Here is an 18,145-nt window from a genome sequence, read left to right as displayed (position 1 = left end):
CGAGAGGAGATCATGTTTAACCTATCGGAAACCGCCATTGTCGACGGCACTCTGTGCATGCTCGGCTGTTTTTCTCTGCTGACCTGGAGCGTGATTCTGCTGAAAGCGGGGGAACTCGGTTTGAACAAGCTGCGCAACCATAGCTTTCTGAAAATTGTCAGGAACGGCTCGGAGCTCGGTATCGATCAAGAATCGGTAAGCCACAGCGCGGCTCAGCTCGCCCGGGTGCAGCAGACCGGGCTGAAAACCCTGGCGCGGGCCAAGGTACAATTGGCTTTCCGCGCCGATAAGCATGAAGCCTGGCACGACCTGATCGAACGCGCCATGCGTTTGCAGATTCAAAAGGAGAAGGCCCGGATGGACGCCGGTCTCGGCTGGCTAGCCAGCATCGGCAGCACGGCGCCGTTCGTCGGCCTGTTCGGCACGGTATGGGGCATCATGCACGCCCTCAAGGACATCGGCGCCAAGGGTTCGGCCAGTCTGGAAGTGGTGGCCGGCCCCATCGGCGAGGCGTTGATCGCGACCGCCTTGGGCATTGCCGTGGCGATTCCGGCAGTGATCGCCTACAACTTCTTCCTGCGTCAGAACCGGCGCATCGTCATCGCACTGGACCACTTTGCCAGCGAGTTCCTGCACGCGACAATCCAAGACCATCTGATCCAACAAACGGTGACCGAACATGGCCATACAATTGCCCAATGACGACGACGGCGGCGAAATGAGCGAGATCAACGTCACGCCTCTGGTGGATGTGATGTTGGTGCTTCTGGTGGTGTTCATCGTCACGGCGCCGCTGCTGACCCAGGTGGTTCGGGTCAAATTGCCCAAGACCGAGCAAACCGAACCGGCACCGGACCAACACATCGCCATCCTCAGCGTGAACGCGGAGGGACAGCCGATGCTGGACGACCGTCCGGTGCCGCTGGAATCCTTGGAGGCCGAGTTGAAAGCCCTACAGGAGCGCGATCCCGAGATCGGCATCCAGCTCCAGGCCGATCGGGCGGCAGTGTTCGATGCCGTGGCCAAGGTCATGGCCAGCGCCCAGCGTTCCGGGATAGGCAAGCTGTCGTTCGTGACCGTCCAGCAATGAGAGGGGGTTTTCGGCCGATCGGAACCCCGGAATCCTAGGTTCGTGGCGACGCATGCCGTCAAGCAAAACTTCCGCGACGCTTATTTTGCGGACCACATGTCCTTCCGGCCCAAGTATTGGAGGCTGCTCTTGCGATTCCTCGAATTTGCGGCATCGAAACTTAGCCGTTCCACGCCCGAGATGCAGCTCGTGTCCGGCTCACCGTACGGATCATCGAGGAAGGAGAGCATCACGCGTGTCCCGCAATGATCAGCCGGTTTATCGCCTTTGGCGCCAGCCATAAGCGAATTCAAAATCACGACGTGCCCGGCGTCGGGCACTGTGACGAACCGCTGATTGGGGCCATTCAAGTCCTCTCGAATCGGTATGGCTTCGGCCAGGGGAGTATTCGAGTCGATATCGCTGTTGAGCATCAACGCGGGGGCTCGCGTGTTAGCGTGCAGATCGCTCAATGGATCGCGGTACGCCGGCCAGACCTGCGCATCGGCCAATAGAGCCAGCGAGGGCGCCACGTTCAACCAGGCGTAGAATCCCTCCGCTTCGTTCATGATTTGCGCGAAAGAAGTACCTTCCCACAGCTCCGAAAGCGTGATGTGCGAACTAAGGGGTGCCGAGTACTTCACCTGTTCGTAAGGTACGAAGCCAGGTCCCGGATCGGCCGCGGGCGCTTCCGAATCCGCCGCCGAAAAGAGCGACTCCGAAGAGAGTGATCGGATCAGATGTTCCAGTGCCATAACGTCGTCCGGAACACAGCGATTCAGCCGTAACACCACGGCCGGCATCAATCCTCGCAGGTCGGTCCTCTCAATCATCGTACCGAATAAACTGCGTAAATAGGAACGGGTTAGGGGCGAATCCAGTCGCGCCTGCAACTCCGGGCACAGTTGCCCCTGATCGAGGCGCGCGAAAGTCACGCCGAGAGCGGTCCACGGATCGGCGGCGATGCCGGCCAGGCGCCGACGGCAGTCGGCGTCCTTCGCGCAGCGGTCCATCACCATTCGCGCCGCCGCATTGGTACCGCGTTCAATCGTGTCGTACGCTTCGTACCCGGTTGCGACGATCGAATCGAGAATTACCGCATCGGGCTGCTCACCGCGCAGGGCCAAGTACCGCTGCACCAAATACGTGCCGTAGGAGACGCCGTACACTACCACTTCCCGACCGGGCGGACGTAGCCGGTCGATGATGTGAGCGAGATCACGTGCGGTGTTGGTGACGGTAAAATCCTCGATACCCTCCGGCCAAGCTCGGCGCAACTCGGCCAGGCAGTCCAGCGCATCCTCGGGCGCAACGATCGCCTCGTCAGCCGCGGCGGCACAGTAGAGCGGCGCCGAATTGCCGATGCCGCGCTGCTCGAAGATGTAGTAGTCCCATTCCGGGCGCAGTTCCGCAAAGGATTGAGACTGTTGCGCGAACCCGATGGCCGATGCGCCCGGCCCGCCGGTGACAAACCATAACTGTCCGCGCTTTTCGGTTTCCGGCGCGCTGCCCCGCACTCGCGCAACGAATATCGGAGCCGTTCTACCGGGATTCGAGTATCTGAGCGGTACCGGAATGAAGGCGCATTCCGCAGCTACATCCTTAAATTCCGGGTAATCGGGACACTCGCCCCACTGGATCGACGGCTCGGACGTCGAACCGACAACACCACCGCTGACCGCCAGGACGCACAGGACTAAGGCCAAGTGCAGCGGATTCCTGAATGAGATTTCGAACCGAAGCGGCATGATTCCTGTCCTTGCCTGAGCTGTCCGTAGTAGTACTCGGATTACAACACCGACGCCTAGGTCCTTCGAGCAGCCCGTCACCGCCCGAGTCTTGCCTGACATCCACATCAATATGTATTAGACGAGCATCCTCGGCAAAGATCGCGATCCGATGGCACGTTCCCGATCGTCGTCCGGTGCCGGGGATTCGGTCTCGCGCACTAGGCCGTCCGAAATGTCATTCGCAGCGGAACCACTTCGCCATTCCGCTCTACCGCGGACCACAGATGAAATATATTTAGCGGCAGAGAGTCTGAACGATCATGGAGGTGCGCAGAATGAATATCGACGTATCGAATATCCGGAACGACAGGTCTCTCTCCTGTCTCCTTTATTTGTATCTGTGGCCGCTCTGGATCTTTGAAAACGTAAATGTGGGCTCCTTCCTGGAGCGCGCTGCGGCATACCGCCGCAACCGATCCAAGCGGGTCTACCTGCCAGGCTACACGGCGAAGTGGATTGTCATCTTCGCGATACTCATGGCCATGCTATCGGCGCTCGAATGCATGGGAAACGTCTTTGCCGCATGGAAATTCTCCTTCACCCTTCTGGCATGCGGAACGGGTATATTGGCAATTTTGGCTTTCGTTGTGGTTGTGATGACCGTCGCCATTTATTTGTTATTGACTCATTGGGAGTACTGAGATTCTACTTGCAAGAGTAATCGAATCGGCACGGGCGCCGGGGCCGTCATCCGCCTCCGGCGCTCGCCAGATGTAGCGAGCGGATATTCGTCACCATGCTCTTCAGGCACTGAGTTACGGCACAGCCAGCCGGCAGCATCCGACAAGATAGCCACACTTGCCACTTCGCTCCCGGCTCATCCCGCACCTTTCGAACGCTCACAGGCGTTCCCGTCATCCCGTGATCGAACAAACCGGAAAATACGCCAAAGATTGCTGCGGAGCACACACGGAGAGCGTAAATTAGACCTGCCGCTGATCGTGTGAAACCGCGATCAAAGGTCCTCGAATTTCCTTGAGAGGAAAAACCAATGTTGAGACAAAAGATTAAAGAACGGCTGAACGCCGACGCCAAAAAGCTCACCGAGAGCGATATCAAGCGAGTGATCGAAAAGGCCGACGACATAAAGCGGACGTTCGAATCCAAAGGTCCGCTCGGCCGTTTCCTGCGGGACGTCAAACTGATGATCGCACTGGTGCGGGACTATCGGAACGGCACCTATCGCCAAATCCCCTGGTATGCGCTCTCGGCGATTGTCGCCGCCCTCCTCTACGTCTTGAGTCCGGTCGATCTCATCCCGGACGTCATCCCGATTCTGGGCTACACGGACGATGCGCTGATGTTGAGCGTTTGCCTGCTTCTGGTCGAGCAACAACTTGCTGAATACGAGTCCTGGACCGCCGAAATGTCCACCTAAGCTAGCGATTTTCGCAAGATACGGCGAGTATCCGAATCGCATCATCTGCAAACCGCCGCTTCGATCACGGCCTAGGAAAACTCGGTTAGCCCGCATTTCTCATACCCCTTCGTAGCGAGGGCGTCGAGACGCCGCTGTGGCGCGCCGCACGGACTGAGTGACGGTGTCGTTGTAGGTCGGCAATCCTTTGCCGACGAGCGTGTGTCGGGAAAGGATTGCCGACCTACGATACGACGTCGAGCCGGCGTGAAGGGCTTCTCCGAGCGGGTGGCCAAGGAACGCCACCCCGAACTTGGCGCGGAGCCGGACGGCGCGTCACGGCGAGCGGATCGGCGTCCGCAGTAGGAAGGGCGGCTCCGGCGCTCCCGGCCAGCCCCTTCCCCGGATAACCGTTTGCGATTGGAAGGGTCGCGGCTAAAGCGACCGTTTGCGATTGGAGGGTATGAGAAATGCGGGCTAGGTAACCCCACGTATTGTCTTAACCTATTCCGAGCGATCTAATACCTGCCACTCGGCTCGGACATCCGCCATAACCCGCGGGACGCGCGGATTGATGCGCCGAGTGCGAAACGGGATGTTTCGTCCCAGAGAGCCAAGGGAATAGCGGTCTTCTGGACGTCTCCACGGATGGCGAGTATCAGCACTGAGTGATGACGGGGGTCAACGGGTGGGAGGCCACTCGGGCTCGCCGAAGTCGGCGGGAACACGGAGGTTCAGCCCGTCATCACTCAGTGGCTTTCCCGCGAACGTGCACGCGCAGCCATGATCCAAATTTCTTCCTCGTCGCGATTTCCCCGCTGGGCACGGACGGCAACCCGCATCTTCGTCGCCGGACAGTTGCTCAAGGCGGTTTCCCGGCTGACTGTAGGCAGCCCGGTGGCACGGGCCATAGCGCTCGTCAAAGTGATCCGGATGGTTCGGAACCGACGGCGCGTTTGATCGGTAATCGGATCGCCTCACGAATGAAGTCGATCTTCAACCGCTGGCGCCCATCTTCGACGCAACGTTCTTGCCGCCTCGACCATATGAGCCAGGGTTTGCTCCGCCTCCGGCCATCCGCGCGTCTTGAGTCCGCAGTCGGGATTGACCCAGAGCCGTTCCGGAGAAATGGCCTCGCACGCTTTTTCCAGAAGGCGCAGCATCTCCTCTTTGTCCGGTATGCGGGGAGAGTGAATGTCGTAGATACCGGGGCCGATGTCGTTGGGATAACGGAAATCGCGGAAAGCGGTCAGCAAATCCATGTCGGAGCGGGAGGTTTCGATGGTGATCACGTCCGCGTCCAGATCGGCGATGGCCGGCAAAATGTCGCTGAATTCCGAGTAGCACATATGGGTGTGGATCTGGGTATCGTCCGCCACGCCGGATGAAGCCAGGCGAAACGCTTTTACCGCCCAATCCAGATAGCCGTTCCGGTCCCGCCGCTTAAGCGGCAAACCTTCCCGAATAGCAGGTTCGTCGATCTGGATGGCCGCGACGCCCGCTTGCTCCAGGTCGTCGACTTCGTCGCGAATGGCCAGGGCGATTTGCAGAGCAGTGGTAGCTCGGGACTGATCATCTCGTACGAAGGACCATTGCAGGATAGTCACCGGACCGGTCAGCATGCCTTTAACCGGCTTTCGGGTCTGCTTCTGGGCATAGGCGATCCATTCCACGGTCATGGGCTTCGGCCTTGACACGTCGCCCACGATGATCGGCGGCTTGACGCAACGGGAGCCGTAACTCTGCACCCAACCCTGCCGGGTGAAGACGAAACCCTCCAGTTGCTCGCCGAAATACTCCACCATATCGTTGCGCTCGACTTCTCCATGCACCAGGAGATCCAACCCGAGCGCTTCCTGTTTGTGCACGGCTTCGCGTATGGCTTTGCGCATGGTTTCCCGGTACAGGGCGTCGTTCAGCTCCCCGTTGCGGTAATCGGCGCGGGCCTTGCGGATGTCCGGCGTCTGCGGGAAGGAACCGATCGTGGTGGTCGGAAAGACAGGCAGCCGCAGCCTTTTCTGCTGCAATGGGATCCGTTCGGGAAAGGGCGAGTAACGCCGAAAATCCGCTTCGGTCAACTGGTCGAGACGGGCCCCGACCGCCGGATTGTGAATCCGCGGTGACGTCGCCCGGTTCTGCAACACCCGATCCTGGGCTTCCAGTTCGGTCCGGATGGCATCCACGCCCAGCCGCAAGCCTTTGTCCATGATCGCCAGCTCATCGAGCTTCTGCACGGCAAAGGCCAACCAGTCTTTGATCTCTGGATCCAGTTCGGACTCCGGCTCCACGTCTACCGGTACGTGGAGCAGTGAACAGCTCGGCGCCAGCCACAGCCGCTTGCCCAGCTCGGCACGGGCGGTTTCGGCCAGCGCCAGCGTGCGTCTGAGGTCGGTACGCCAGATGTTGCGGCCGTCGATGAGCCCCAGCGACAGAATTTTGTCCGAAGGATACCCGTCGACGAAAACCGGCACCTGATCCGGCGCTCTGACGGCATCGATATGCAATCCAGCCACCGGCAGCGCCTTCAGCAAACTCGCCTGATCCGCCGCCGAATCGAAATAGGTCGCGAGGAGAATTTTCGGCCCCGCCGCTGCCAGAGCGCGGTAAGCCTCCCGATAGCCGGCGAGCCAATCCAGCGGCAGGTCGAGCACGAGGGCCGGCTCGTCCATCTGCACCCAGGCGACGCCTTGATCTTTAAGTCTCCGGAGGATTTCCGCATAGACCCGCACCAGATGGGGCAGTAATTCCAGCCGGTCGAACCCTTCTTCCTTCGCCTTGCCCAGAAACAAATAGGTCAAGGGACCGATCAGCACAGGCTTGGGATTGAGTTTCAGAGCCTTGGCCTCCTCCACCTCTTCGAACAACCACTCCGCGCCCAGGCGGAACCTCGTGTCGCGATGGAATTCCGGGACGATATAGTGGTAGTTGGTGTCGAACCACTTGGTCATTTCCATGGCCGGCTGATCCTTGCTGCCTCGGGCCAGTTCGAAATAGCGGTCGAGATCCGGAGGCTCGTCGCCGAAACCGAAGCGTTCCGGAACGGCTCCCAGCAATACCGCCATGTTCAGCATTTGATCGTAATAGGCGAAATCGCCCACCGGCACCAGGTCGATCCCGGCTCGGGCTTGGAGTTTCCAATGCCGTTCGCGCAACTGTCGGCCGGTTTGCTTCAAATCCGAGAGACCGATCTTGCCGGTCCAGTAAGCTTCCAGAGCCTGCTTCAACTCGCGCTTAGTCCCGATGCGGGGAAATCCCAAAGAATGCGTCACCGCCATGAGTCTGCTCCTCTTGTAGGTCGATTCGGAGCTGGCATGATCGGCTCGCGATGATTATTATTCAAACTCAACTTTTTCATAAACTTCATCGATTTTGTTCATGATTCAGTCGATTTTGGAGCTGCGCCATTTGCAAACCCTGCTGGCCCTGGTGGAAACCGGCACCCTGTCCCGAGCCGCGACCCGGATATATCTCTCCCAATCGGCGATCTCGCATCAGATCAAGCAGCTGGAGGAGCACTACGGCGTCAGCCTGTTCGAGCGCAAGAGCCAGCCGCTGCGGCTCTTGCCGGCGGGCCAGCGCCTGCATACGCTGGCGGAAACAGTCATGAAACTGGTCGGAGATGCGGAGCGGGACGTCGCGCGCATCGCCCAGGGCGAAGCCGGGCAGCTCCGCATTGCGGTGGAGTGTCACACCTGCTTCGATTGGCTCATGCCGGCCATGGACCAATTCCGGGAGCACTGGCCGGAAATCGAGCTGGATCTGGTCTCGGGCTTCCACACCGACCCGTTGGCCCTACTGCTGGAAAATCGCGCGGAACTGGTGGTGGTTTCCGAGCCGCAGCACCGCTCGGGGCTTGCTTTTCATCCACTGTTCAGTTTCGAAATCGTCGGCTTGGTGTCGCGGCAGCATCCGTTCGCGCCCAAACCCTTCCTGAAACCCGAAGATTTCGCCGCGGAAACGCTGATCAGCTATCCGGTGCCGGACGACATGCTGGACATCGTGCGCAAGGTCCTGAAGCCGGTCGGAATAGAACCGAAACGGCGCACCGCCGAACTGACGGTGGCTATCCTACAACTGGTGGCCAGCCGTCGCGGCATTGCGGCCTTGCCCAACTGGACGGTTCAGAGCTATCTGGAGCGGGATTACGTCTTGGGAAAACCGATCGGCAAAAAAGGTCTGTGGAGCGCCTTGTACGCGGCGACCACCGCGCCGATGGCGACATCGGCCTTTATGCTGGACTTCCTAGATACCGTACGTTCCAGCAGCTTCCGGAACCTGCGGGGACTTCAACCGCTGTCGTAGCCGGTTGGGTCTGCCCGAAGACGGCTCGTAGGTAATTTTACGTGCTTACAAGGCGCGCAAAGGAGGCTTGAATAGAGTCCTCTGTAAATTTGTCGCACCTTATCTTTGATTTCCTCAGTCACGACCCGAACCTGTTTCGGTATCGATTTACACCGACCACTCGTCGAGATCAGTTCCGCTCGATGTCGTCGACATTCCGATGCGGTTTGAGCGTATAATGGATAAATCTTCCACGGCTATGAATCCTCGATTGTCACAATCAAGCACCAAAATTCCCCTCGGTACGGCAGTACTGTATAAACCCAAACGACCGCGCTTTTTCAAGGACTCCTACCTCCCCGGTCAACCCGCCATCGTCAAACGCTATTCGCGCTTCAACAGCGACGACTGTTTTATCGAATTTCCTTCCGGCGGCATTTTGCGGGTACCCGAGAGCGACATCGAACCCGTGGTAGCGTAGCTACAATCTGGTGAATTCGGTAATCACCCCAAAATCGACCATGGGTCCAACGTAGCGATGTGGTTTGATGCCGCGGTTGCAGGCGTTCGGGTCCGTTGTGTGCCGTTGCTTCCGCCAGAGATCCCCGCGTTTTATGCCGGTGGCCGGTATGAAACGACTCAGCGCGGCGATTCCAAGATAGACGCTAGCGCCTCCGCCAACGCTCGGCACTGAGCGTCGGTGCCGACGGTGATGCGCAGGAATTGCTCTATCCGCGGCTGCCTGAAGTGCCGCACGATAATATGCCGCTGCCGAAGCAGCGCAGCCAGCTCCGCTGCGTCCCTATGGGGATGCCGGGCGAATACGAAGTTCGCGCCGGACGGCAATACCTCGAATCCCAATCCGGATAGCTCCCGAACGAGCTGATTCCGGCTCCGGATGATGGCTAGCCGCGTGCTCTCGAAATAGTCCCGGTCCTCGAACGCCGCCACCGCGCCGGCGATGGCCAAGCGATCCAGCGGATAGGAATTGAAGCTGCCCTTCACGCGCTCCAAAGCCTCGATCAAACCGGCGTCTCCGATGGCGAAACCTACCCGCAGGCCGGCCAGGGACCGCGACTTGGACAACGTTTGTATCACCAGCAGATTGGGGAAGCGTTCGACCGCCGCCACGGCGGATTCGCCGCCGAAATCGATGTAGGCCTCGTCTATCACCACGACCGATTCCGTGTTGTTTTCGAGCAGCGCTTTGATATGGGCGAGCGGCAGCAGGCAGCCGGTAGGCGCGTTCGGGTTCGGGAAGATGATCCCGCCGTTCGGGCGCCGGTAATCGTCGATCCGGATGTCGAAGCGCTCGGTCAGCGGAATGCAGGTGTGCTCGATGCCGTAAAGACCGCAGTAGACCGGATAAAAACTGTAGGTGATATCGGGAAACAGAATGGGCAAGTCGTGCTTCAGCAGCGCTTGAAAGGCATGGGCCAGCACCTCGTCCGATCCGTTGCCGACGAAGATTTGATGTTTCTCGACGCCATAAAATCGGCCAATGGCCTCTTTCAGGCGATCGGCATCGGGATCGGGATAAAGCCGGAGCGTTTCGCCCATCTCGCCACGCAAGGTTTCTAACACCTTGGGCGAAGGAGGATACGGATTTTCGTTGGTGTTGAGCTTGATGAGATCGTTCAACCTGGGCTGCTCGCCGGGCGTATAACGCGTCAAATCCCGAATGGCGGGACTCCAAAATTTATTCACGAATTACCGACTCCAGTTTCATGGGTATACAAATCACGCCCGAAACGTCGACCGCTTCGGATTGCCTGACGAATCCGAATTTTTCGTATACGGCGACGGCATAACGAGACGAATTCACGGTAAACACACCTGGATTTCCGGCACTGAGACTCGCGGCTTTGGCGACTTCCCAGAGCCTTCTGGCCACGCCCTTGCTCTGGAAACGTTCGGATACGAACAAATGATAGAGATGGCGATTGTCCCTGATTGCGATCACACCGGCCAATTCGCCATTTTCCTCGGCAAGGTGATAGCGGTAACCCGACTCCAGGTAGCTCCTGATCGCGACCTCGCTCATCGACTCGAGCAAGCGGCCGGCTCCTTCCTCGGAAAATTCGTGCGCGATGTACTTGCCGGCGAGATCGCGAAGGAGCGCGCTGATGCGTCGCGCATCATCCGGAGTGGCAGCTCGAATGTCCATTCATGGCTCGCCTGGAACCTCACTCGTAAGGCGTACCGTCTTTGCGGAAGAACCGATAAGAGCCGCGAACCGCACGCGCCTCCAAATCTTCGTCGGGATAGTTGGCAAGGTCCCCCGGAAGCCGGTCGCCGATTTCCAGATAGACCGCGACGGATTGTCCGCGGTTGATCAGCTGATGCCCGTCCGGCTGGCCGCCCGGAAATCCGGCACATAGTCCGTGGACTAGGATTTGCTCCCCTTGCTCGGTTACCAGGGTCAATTCCCCCTCCAGAACGTAGATGAACTCGTCCTGCCGGGTATGCCAATGCCGCAGCGCCGACACGGCGCCCGGCTCCAGTGTGACCAGGTTGACGCCGAAGGTCTGCAGGCCCAGCGCATCGCCGAGAGCCCTTTTGCTTCGTCCGGCGGTCAATGAACGGAGTCGTTCCGTCGGATAGGTCGAGGCGGTTCTGGCGGGAACACGGGAAGGGTCGAGCGCGGGTAATGTCAAAGATGTTTCTGTCTTCATCGGGCAAATTTCCAATTAGGCTGGTTCGAAGAGTGGCTCACCGGTCGTCGTGCTTGGGGAAATCTCCGCTGCATTCGATGATGCTCTATGCGGACTGGAGGTCTTTCTCCATGCCGTCAATACCTGCGCTGATAGCACCGCGCACTAGCTCGGCCACCGATGCGGCATCTTCGGGCTGCGATTCGAAATCGATAGTCCACACTACAACGCCCAAGCCATCATAAGACTTAAAGACTTCGACCGTCCCTTTGTAATAGGTTACGGGAAATGGAGATATCGGCCGAAGATATATCAATCGCATGTTTATGTCGTCGATTTCTTCAATAGTGTCTTTTATCTCGCCGCCGCCTGCTACGGTCATATATCGCAATGCGCCCTTTCCATCACCCTCTACTCTGCACGTTTCGATGAACGGAAACCAAACGTCGAGTCTTCCTATTTTTCGGATCGCTCCCCAAACCATATCGGCGGGGACATTTAGCTTTTTCGTAATCGGTTGTTTAGTAAACATCGACATCTCCTTAACCAGTTTTCGCGATCGAATGAACACCTTTGTGACAATGCCGCACCGTTCTATCGATCTACAACGACTTCAATCTACAACGAACCTTTTGGCGGCCCGTGCGGCGTACTGTAGCAACACGATCTATCGTTCGTATTGGAAAAAACCGACAAGCGGAAGCGGCACAGTCCTAAACAGCGTGGCCGAGCGTGAAACGGAGAGAAATATAGAGGCGCGAGAAATGGCCAAGAGGGTTCTTCGAGCGATAAAACAATCACCCTTAGAGCGTTTTCATCGCGCTCGTACGGCAAAACCGGCTTGGCGGACGTCGTTGGCGCCTTCGGCTCGGGTGAATGGATTCAAGTATTCGTAGGTCGGCAATCCTTTGCCGACGAAGACGCTCGCCGGGACGTGGCGTCGGGAAGGGGGGCTTCGGCGCTCCCGAAGACGCCGTTTGCGATTGGGAAGGATTCCCGACCTACTCGTGAGTGCCCGTACAGCAGATATGAAAATGCTCTAGCGTCCGGCTCCATGTAGATTCAATAATCCGGAAAACTGTATGGTTTTGGAAGCTTCCAATCGAGGATGGATGGATTCCGGCGACATCCCGTAAAGCTCATGGAAATCGCGAATCATGTGGCTCTGATCGTAGTAACCTGCTGCATATGCCGCATCCGCCCAATTTGAAAGCATTCGGCGCTGGAAAAGCGCGTTCCGCAAACGGACGATACGAGCATATTTCTTGGGCGTAGCGCCGACATGAAACTGGAACCGCCGTTCGAGCGTGCGTTCGGTCAAGCCTAAAGTTCGGGCGAGCTTCGAAATGGGATGATTTCCGTTTGACTTATCCAACTCCTTGCACGCTGTTTGAATCAGCAAATCCTCATTGTCCCGATTCAAAATCGAAAGCAAGAAATGCTCGACACATTGGACGCGCTCGCTAGCGCTCCTCTTAAGAGACAAGTTATCCTCGATTTCTTCTATCGAATATTTGGGGAAAATATCTCTACAGTCCACCCGCCTTTCGGCGCAATCTCTCACTATGCCGCGACAAAAAACATTTAACCCCCATGGGGTAAGGCGCGCCGAAACCCCGGATACTTTTCCAAAAGACCCAAGATCACTGCGAAAACTTTGAAAACCGGCGAGTCCGCTACGGGTTGTATAAATTCGGTCCTTGTGCGCCGTGGTCAATAAATCGGCATACAAAAAACATAAATAGGTTGCGGTATCCGGCAAGATCGTCAGCGCCGAGTTGTCAGCACCCATTAAATCGTCATAGTCCCAAATCGCCGTAACATAAGGTGCCAGCAAGCGAGATGGCCGAAAGATTCTTAAACTCATAATGACACACCTGTTTATCGAGCACGGCAGGCCGTGATCTCTCGGTTGTCCCTGCCCATGAGTCGCGACTTTGAGAGGCGGGTAATTGAGCTATCTTGGGCCCAGCGCATTTTCATCCCGATAGTACGGACACCGCGACGGGAGAGATGAACGCAATCCCCCCTGGCCCAATGCTGTTAAGTTAACTCGTCATTCCGGCAGGGATTGCTCACCCCATCCCTGGGGTTCGTCCTACGGACCGTGCTCCGCACGTCCAAATTTGCTCCTGGCAAATTTGTGCCGGACAAATCGGCAGGATGGCCGATTTGCACGCGAAGCGTCCGTAGGGTGCCGCACAGGGACTGTGCGGCATGAATCCAGGGCACAGGGAAATGACACGCCTCTGCCATCCATGGCTTCTGGACCCCGGCATTCCAATCGCAAACGGTGTCTTCGGGAAGGGCGTGGCCGGCGCTCCCGGCCAGGCCGTTTGCGATTGGAAGGGTCGCGACTAAAGCGACCGTTTGCGATTGGAAGGGTCATCCCAGCGCTCCTGGGATGACCGTTTGCGATTGGAGCACCGAAGCCACCCTTCCCTGCCGGGGTGACGTCATTCGCCTTAACTTAACGGCATTGCCCCCCCTGGCCCCTTTTGCAAAGGGGGGAATGACGCTTGCCTCCCCCCATTGTGAAAGAGGGATCGAGGGGGATTCAAAACGCCGGCCGAGCACCGGATCCCTGTCGGTTTTCTCATCGGACCGACACGACCTAACGTCCAGTAGATGGCGCGTTGCCGCGTAAGCCGTCGTCGGTAAGCGAAAACGCCATATCCGCCGCGAATCTACGCCGCCAAAGTATCCCCGTCAATTGCAAGCAGGTTGAGACTCAGCGCACAACTCGAGACGTCCGGCCCGATAAATTCCGGAATGTGGCGCCCCGTCTCTTTTCAAAGACATGGACCCGGTTTAGTGCCGTTCTTGTCGTTCCCGCTCTTTTTCCGGAATTTTCTCTTTGGATGTGGCGGCATCGACCAGTGCGTGGCACGCGCTGTCCTCGGCCAAGCCGAGTTCGATCCAGGGAATCAATGCTGCCGCCGGAGTCAGGAGCGCTCCCAGCGCTACGGAAGCTGCGCCGCGGGCGATCAGGGGCGCAGGCTCGGGATAGGGGCGCGGCTTTTTCAGGTTTCCTTCGATCTTGATCGGATTTCGCGCGCTGAACGGGCTGAAGTCCTTGGGATGGGCGGTCAGGCGGAGATCCAGGGCCTCGGTGGCCAGATTCACCTGGCCTTCCATCAGCACATTGGTATCGGTGGTATCCATCAGGAACAACTGAGTCTTCACCACGCCGTCGCTGACGATGAAGTCGGCGATGGTGCAGCGGACCGGAATGCTCGGATCCGTGCCGATGAGTTTCTGGAGACTCTCCGCGAAGTCGATACCGAACAGTTCCATCATCAGGTTGCTGATGCGGCCCTGTTCCATCAGGATGGTTATGCCGCCGTCCGCGTGAGCGGCCATCTCCGCCACCGAGTTGCCGGCGGTGGTCAGATTCACGCGGCCGAAAAAGGTGCCGGCGGTTTCTTCTTCGAACGGGGTTCCGGCCACCAGCCGCTTGAACGGCACCTTGTCGATTTTTCCTTTGACTTCGGTCTGTAATTTGTCGCCGCGTGCGTTCAGAGTCACATTGGATTCGATCGCCCCGAAGCCCACGGTAAGCTTTACCGGTTGGATCGTCAGCATGCCTTGATCCATTTTGACATGCACGGACACATCGTCCACCGGCATCCAGGGGGTCACGATATTGCTGCTTTGGAAGCGCACGTCCCCGTCGGCGGCGCGCAAGCCCTCCACGGGATACGGCTTGTCGGGAAGCAGTCTCGGGCGCTCCGGTTCCTCCGGGGACGGCGTCGGATCGGCACCGAAGACGCCCACGAAATCCTTGAAGTCGAGTTTGCGGGAAACCACGTCGCCTTGCAGGTAGGGCCGCTCGTCCCGCATCGTGAACATCAGGTCGCCGGTGAGATCGCTGTTGCCGAGACTGCCCTCGAACCCCTTCAACAGCCAGCGTTCGCCCTCACGGTTAATCTTTCCGCTGAACCGATACGGCGGCGTTTCGGGTATCCACATGGGCGCTATGGAGGCGAGCGCCGCGAGATCCGGCCCTTTCGCCTCGAACTGCAAATCGGGGCCCTGAAGCTCCAAGGGTTCGGCTATCGTGCCCGATACCTTGGCCTCGGTCTTGCCGTACTCGACTTCGACGTTAACCGGGAAAGGCTGATCTTCTTGCCAAAGATCCAGCACCGAACCGCCTCTGACCTTCAGCGTGAATTGTTCCTGCTGCAATCGGCCCTGGCCGCTCAGTTCGACCGCCTGCTCGTCCGACTCGCCGACCACCGTCGAAACGTTCATGTCCAAGCGGGTATCCGTGGTCGGATCGCGGAACAACAAGCGGCCGTCGTCGATGGCGAGGCTATCGATTTTCGGAACCCATCTTTCGCTAACGGGGGCTCCGGCCGGTTCCCGCTTCTCTTTTTTGTCGCCGAACTCCCAATTGGCCATTCCCTCGGGATTCCGTTCGAGCAATATGTGGGGTTTCGAGACGCGGACTTCCGGAAGCACGATGCGCCCTTTGAAGAGTTCCGGAATTCGGACGGCGAACGCCAGCCGGTCGAGGGTGAACATCTCCGGTTCGCTTCCCCAGGGCGCATTGGCCAGTTCCACGTCGTTGATCGTGAAGCGCGGCGTCCACGACCAGTCGGCGCTCAGATCGCCATTGATCGCGAATTCGCGGCCCAGGGACTTGCTGACCGCCGTGGATAGCGGCTCGCGAAGCCTGTTCAGGTCGAAGAAGGCTATGACGAGAACGATGGTAAGAATCAGAATCCCGATCAGGGCACCGATTCCGATAGCGATCCATTTCAAGACGCGCAGCATAAGCTTTCCCAAGGAAATCGGTTATCGGGCTGATCGGCAACCCGCCTGGTGAAGGCCGGTACCGCTCCAAGTTCCTCCCGGATTCCGCTCTCAATGTCCATAGTACCCTCGGCGCCGCGAGCGATTTACACGGTCCGTATCTTTCAAGCCTCGCTGCCGGCGAATCCGCTCGGTCGTACGATGCCTTGCCGGATAGACCTGTCGCCGTCCAAATTCTCTTAAGGAAGCTCTGAATAAGTGCGTTTTATTGGTGGCTCCGATAAACCGGCCGGGGCTACCAGCCGAAAAAGGTCGTTTTTCCCTCCCCAATTGGCGCCCGCTATCGGCGCTCTTTCCGCCCCTCGCCCCCGGTTTTCCGGGACGATGCACGGATTGATCCCTAGGCCGCCATCAACTCCTCCCGCACCTGGTAGAGATTGCCGAGGGCAAACAGCAGGTAGAGTTGCTGCCCGTTTTTGAAGAGTCCCCGGTACCGGACCTTGGTATAGCCGAATTGGCGTTTGACGATCCGGAATGGGTGTTCGACCACCGCCCGCAGCGCGGCCAGCATGCGGTTGTGAAGCGCTTGTTCCGCAGGCAAGTCCTCGCCCTTCTTACGCTTGAAGGGAAACGCCCAGACCGGCTCGCCCTCCTGGCGTTCGACCTCCAGATTGCGGTCCTTGCGGGTATAGGCCCGATCGCCCAGGACGACCTGCTCCTCGCCGTGCAACAGGGCATCGGTCATGACCCCGTCCGCCACCTTGGCGGTGGTGACTTCCATCGTGTGCACCAAGCCTGAATCAGCATCCACGCCGATGTGCGCCTTCATGCCAAAGTGGTAATTGTTACCCTTCTTGGTCGAACTCATCTCGCCATCCCGCTTCCGCTCGCGGTTCTTCGTGGACGGCGGGGCGGCGATCAGGGTGGCATCCACGATGGTCCCTTGACGCAACAATAAGCCCTTTTCCGCCAATAGTGCCGCCGTTTCATCGAATAGGGTTTGCGCCATCTGATGGGTTTCCAACAGGCGCCGGAACTTGAGGATCGTGGTTTCATCCGGCATGGCGTCCTCGCCCGCATCCAGCCCGGCAAACTCGCGTAGCATCGGAATGTCATGCAGCGCCTCTTCCATCGCCGGATCGGAGTAGCCGAACCAGTGCTGCATCAGGTGGATGCGCAACATCGTCTCCAAAGGAAAGGGACGCCTGCCCCGGCCGGCCGTCGGGTAGTACGGCGCAATCCGGCTCGTCCACAACCCCCAAGGAATCACCTGCTCCATGTCCTGGAGAAATTTCTGACGCTTGGTCAGCTTCGGTTTCTTCACAAACACGGTGGCACTGAGTCCGAGTTGCTTCATCTGGTATCGACCTGTCGAAAATTGGACGTTGGGCGTTATTTTATCGGGGCCAGGGACTTATTCAGAGTTTCCTTAAATCGTTATGACCGCCGATCCGGCAAAAAGGTCGTTGGAAAGACGCTTTCCATCCTTAGACAGTACGGATGATTGTTCCCCCACGATTTCGCTATCGACCCGATCCGCCCGCTCACGGAACTTTTGATTTAGTATCGCGTCAATACGATCGTCATCGCCTCGGTACCCCGCATTGGGTGGTGTAAGCCAGGCGTAAGTATCAACGAGATGAATCCGCGTCCTTGGAGATTTCTGGAGACAATCATGTTCAAGCTTTTCCCGCCGAATTCTAAAACCACGGGATCCGCCATCTTGGCCTTGAGCGCTCTAATTTTCTCGGCAACGACACTGGCTGACGAGCCGCCTGTCGAGGCCACATCCGATGCAGTCGAGTATTGCGAATCGCTCGGCATGGTGAGCGGGCACTCGGGCTACGGAAAACATGGCGGCGTGCACTGGGAGCGAGTCGCAAAAGGCCGGGCGCTACGGAAAGCGGACAATCTCGGAGCCACTCATATCGTATGGGAAAGCGCCACCCCTCGCGGTGCATTCAATGGTCATGTGACCGGCAACATCTACGAGTGTGAATGAGTAACCGGCTCCGCGAGAGGTGAAACGCCGCTCGCGGAGCCGATCGCGCAGGTCTTTCGCATCCCGCCGCGCGTTGGGGCAGAGGACTCGATACCGGTATCGAAGAAAATATCCGAACCGTACTCGATCACCGTTATCCGGGAGAGGTCGAAACGCTCTTCGTTTTCGACGACGCACACGAACCGGCGCTTCCCTTATTAATCAGGCCCGTAAATACCCTCCTGGTATTTCGGG

The 18,145-nt window shown here is 58.3% G+C and carries 17 protein-coding genes; 8 read left to right on the top strand and 9 right to left on the bottom strand.

The window, feature by feature from the left end:
- Window positions 1-12: 12 nt before the first annotated feature.
- The gene (locus ACR2R1_RS00915; RefSeq protein ID WP_077729138.1) at window positions 13-702 is read left to right on the top strand and encodes a MotA/TolQ/ExbB proton channel family protein; all 690 of its coding nucleotides are present in this window, start codon (window positions 13-15) and stop codon (window positions 700-702) included.
- Window positions 680-1,090, top strand: coding sequence for an ExbD/TolR family protein (locus ACR2R1_RS00910; RefSeq protein WP_077729139.1), 411 nt, complete (start codon window positions 680-682; stop codon window positions 1,088-1,090). Before ACR2R1_RS00915 ends, ACR2R1_RS00910 begins: the two co-directional genes overlap by 23 nt.
- An 80-nt stretch (window positions 1,091-1,170) precedes the next feature.
- On the opposite strand, the gene ACR2R1_RS00905 is transcribed toward ACR2R1_RS00910, so the two are convergent.
- A complete protein-coding gene (locus tag ACR2R1_RS00905) occupies window positions 1,171-2,817 on the bottom strand; it encodes a hypothetical protein (RefSeq protein WP_434112257.1) in 1,647 nt (548 codons plus the stop codon).
- A 317-nt stretch (window positions 2,818-3,134) separates the two neighbouring features.
- Here ACR2R1_RS00905 and ACR2R1_RS00900 point away from each other — a divergent pair, with 317 nt between their 5' ends.
- From ACR2R1_RS00900 to ACR2R1_RS00890, 3 genes are all read left to right on the top strand, one after another.
- Window positions 3,135-3,500, top strand: coding sequence for a hypothetical protein (locus ACR2R1_RS00900; protein ID WP_077729141.1), 366 nt, complete (start codon window positions 3,135-3,137; stop codon window positions 3,498-3,500).
- Between the two features lie 350 nt (window positions 3,501-3,850).
- Window positions 3,851-4,237: a YkvA family protein gene (locus ACR2R1_RS00895; RefSeq protein WP_077729142.1), complete on the top strand. Its 387-nt coding sequence runs from the start codon at window positions 3,851-3,853 to the stop codon at window positions 4,235-4,237.
- Between the two features lie 762 nt (window positions 4,238-4,999).
- On the top strand, window positions 5,000-5,176 hold the full coding sequence (locus tag ACR2R1_RS00890; protein WP_156879397.1) for a hypothetical protein: 177 nt from the start codon (window positions 5,000-5,002) through the stop codon (window positions 5,174-5,176).
- A gap of 17 nt (window positions 5,177-5,193) precedes the next feature.
- Here the strand turns inward: ACR2R1_RS00890 and metE are convergent, their stop codons facing one another.
- Window positions 5,194-7,491, bottom strand: coding sequence for a 5-methyltetrahydropteroyltriglutamate--homocysteine S-methyltransferase (gene metE, locus ACR2R1_RS00885; protein WP_434112253.1), 2,298 nt, complete (start codon window positions 7,489-7,491; stop codon window positions 5,194-5,196).
- A 100-nt stretch (window positions 7,492-7,591) separates the two neighbouring features.
- Here metE and ACR2R1_RS00880 point away from each other — a divergent pair, with 100 nt between their 5' ends.
- Both ACR2R1_RS00880 and ACR2R1_RS00875 read left to right on the top strand, forming a co-directional pair.
- Entirely contained in the window at window positions 7,592-8,518 is a 927-nt protein-coding gene (locus ACR2R1_RS00880; RefSeq protein ID WP_434112250.1) for a LysR family transcriptional regulator, read from the top strand.
- A gap of 250 nt (window positions 8,519-8,768) precedes the next feature.
- Window positions 8,769-8,978, top strand: coding sequence for a hypothetical protein (locus tag ACR2R1_RS00875; RefSeq protein WP_156879394.1), 210 nt, complete (start codon window positions 8,769-8,771; stop codon window positions 8,976-8,978).
- Window positions 8,979-9,136: 158 nt separating this feature from the next.
- Here the strand turns inward: ACR2R1_RS00875 and hisC are convergent, their stop codons facing one another.
- The 7 genes from hisC to ACR2R1_RS00840 all read right to left on the bottom strand — a co-directional run bounded on the left by hisC (window position 9,137) and on the right by ACR2R1_RS00840 (window position 17,266).
- Window positions 9,137-10,204: a histidinol-phosphate transaminase gene (gene hisC / locus ACR2R1_RS00870; RefSeq protein ID WP_434112247.1), complete on the bottom strand. Its 1,068-nt coding sequence runs from the start codon at window positions 10,202-10,204 to the stop codon at window positions 9,137-9,139.
- Window positions 10,197-10,664 (bottom strand): GNAT family N-acetyltransferase, encoded by a 468-nt coding sequence (locus ACR2R1_RS00865; RefSeq protein WP_077729147.1) that lies wholly within the window; start codon window positions 10,662-10,664, stop codon window positions 10,197-10,199. The genes hisC and ACR2R1_RS00865 overlap by 8 nt, the downstream gene beginning before the upstream one ends.
- A 19-nt stretch (window positions 10,665-10,683) precedes the next feature.
- Complete coding sequence (locus ACR2R1_RS00860) at window positions 10,684-11,172, bottom strand: cupin domain-containing protein (RefSeq protein WP_156879393.1); 489 nt, start codon at window positions 11,170-11,172, stop codon at window positions 10,684-10,686.
- A gap of 85 nt (window positions 11,173-11,257) precedes the next feature.
- Window positions 11,258-11,683 (bottom strand): SRPBCC family protein, encoded by a 426-nt coding sequence (locus ACR2R1_RS00855; RefSeq protein ID WP_077729261.1) that lies wholly within the window; start codon window positions 11,681-11,683, stop codon window positions 11,258-11,260.
- A 507-nt stretch (window positions 11,684-12,190) separates the two neighbouring features.
- On the bottom strand, window positions 12,191-13,018 hold the full coding sequence (locus ACR2R1_RS00850) for a helix-turn-helix domain-containing protein (RefSeq protein ID WP_077729149.1): 828 nt from the start codon (window positions 13,016-13,018) through the stop codon (window positions 12,191-12,193).
- Window positions 13,019-13,962: 944 nt separating this feature from the next.
- Window positions 13,963-15,930: an AsmA family protein gene (locus ACR2R1_RS00845; protein WP_077729150.1), complete on the bottom strand. Its 1,968-nt coding sequence runs from the start codon at window positions 15,928-15,930 to the stop codon at window positions 13,963-13,965.
- 379 nt (window positions 15,931-16,309) lie between these two features.
- A complete protein-coding gene (locus ACR2R1_RS00840) occupies window positions 16,310-17,266 on the bottom strand; it encodes an IS5 family transposase (protein WP_434110401.1) in 957 nt (318 codons plus the stop codon).
- Window positions 17,267-17,584: 318 nt separating this feature from the next.
- On the opposite strand from ACR2R1_RS00840, the gene ACR2R1_RS00835 reads away from it, so the two are divergent.
- On the top strand, window positions 17,585-17,911 hold the full coding sequence (locus ACR2R1_RS00835) for a hypothetical protein (RefSeq protein WP_077729151.1): 327 nt from the start codon (window positions 17,585-17,587) through the stop codon (window positions 17,909-17,911).
- The last annotated feature ends 234 nt before the right edge of the window (window positions 17,912-18,145 follow it).

This window comes from Methylocaldum sp. GT1TLB (assembly GCF_051027445.1).
Classification (GTDB): domain Bacteria; phylum Pseudomonadota; class Gammaproteobacteria; order Methylococcales; family Methylococcaceae; genus Methylocaldum.
This window is presented reverse-complemented; position numbering and strand designations above follow the sequence as displayed.

Coding starts and splice junctions, on each gene's coding strand:
- ACR2R1_RS00915 (WP_077729138.1), top strand. CDS start 13: ATGTTTAACCTATCGGAAACCGCCATTGTCGACGGCACTCTGTGCATG.
- ACR2R1_RS00910 (WP_077729139.1), top strand. CDS start 680: ATGGCCATACAATTGCCCAATGACGACGACGGCGGCGAAATGAGCGAG.
- ACR2R1_RS00905 (WP_434112257.1), bottom strand. CDS start 2,817: ATGCCGCTTCGGTTCGAAATCTCATTCAGGAATCCGCTGCACTTGGCC.
- ACR2R1_RS00900 (WP_077729141.1), top strand. CDS start 3,135: ATGAATATCGACGTATCGAATATCCGGAACGACAGGTCTCTCTCCTGT.
- ACR2R1_RS00895 (WP_077729142.1), top strand. CDS start 3,851: ATGTTGAGACAAAAGATTAAAGAACGGCTGAACGCCGACGCCAAAAAG.
- ACR2R1_RS00890 (WP_156879397.1), top strand. CDS start 5,000: ATGATCCAAATTTCTTCCTCGTCGCGATTTCCCCGCTGGGCACGGACG.
- metE (WP_434112253.1), bottom strand. CDS start 7,491: ATGGCGGTGACGCATTCTTTGGGATTTCCCCGCATCGGGACTAAGCGC.
- ACR2R1_RS00880 (WP_434112250.1), top strand. CDS start 7,592: ATGATTCAGTCGATTTTGGAGCTGCGCCATTTGCAAACCCTGCTGGCC.
- ACR2R1_RS00865 (WP_077729147.1), bottom strand. CDS start 10,664: ATGGACATTCGAGCTGCCACTCCGGATGATGCGCGACGCATCAGCGCG.
- ACR2R1_RS00860 (WP_156879393.1), bottom strand. CDS start 11,172: ATGAAGACAGAAACATCTTTGACATTACCCGCGCTCGACCCTTCCCGT.
- ACR2R1_RS00855 (WP_077729261.1), bottom strand. CDS start 11,683: ATGTTTACTAAACAACCGATTACGAAAAAGCTAAATGTCCCCGCCGAT.
- ACR2R1_RS00850 (WP_077729149.1), bottom strand. CDS start 13,018: ATGAGTTTAAGAATCTTTCGGCCATCTCGCTTGCTGGCACCTTATGTT.
- ACR2R1_RS00845 (WP_077729150.1), bottom strand. CDS start 15,930: ATGCTGCGCGTCTTGAAATGGATCGCTATCGGAATCGGTGCCCTGATC.
- ACR2R1_RS00840 (WP_434110401.1), bottom strand. CDS start 17,266: ATGAAGCAACTCGGACTCAGTGCCACCGTGTTTGTGAAGAAACCGAAG.
- ACR2R1_RS00835 (WP_077729151.1), top strand. CDS start 17,585: ATGTTCAAGCTTTTCCCGCCGAATTCTAAAACCACGGGATCCGCCATC.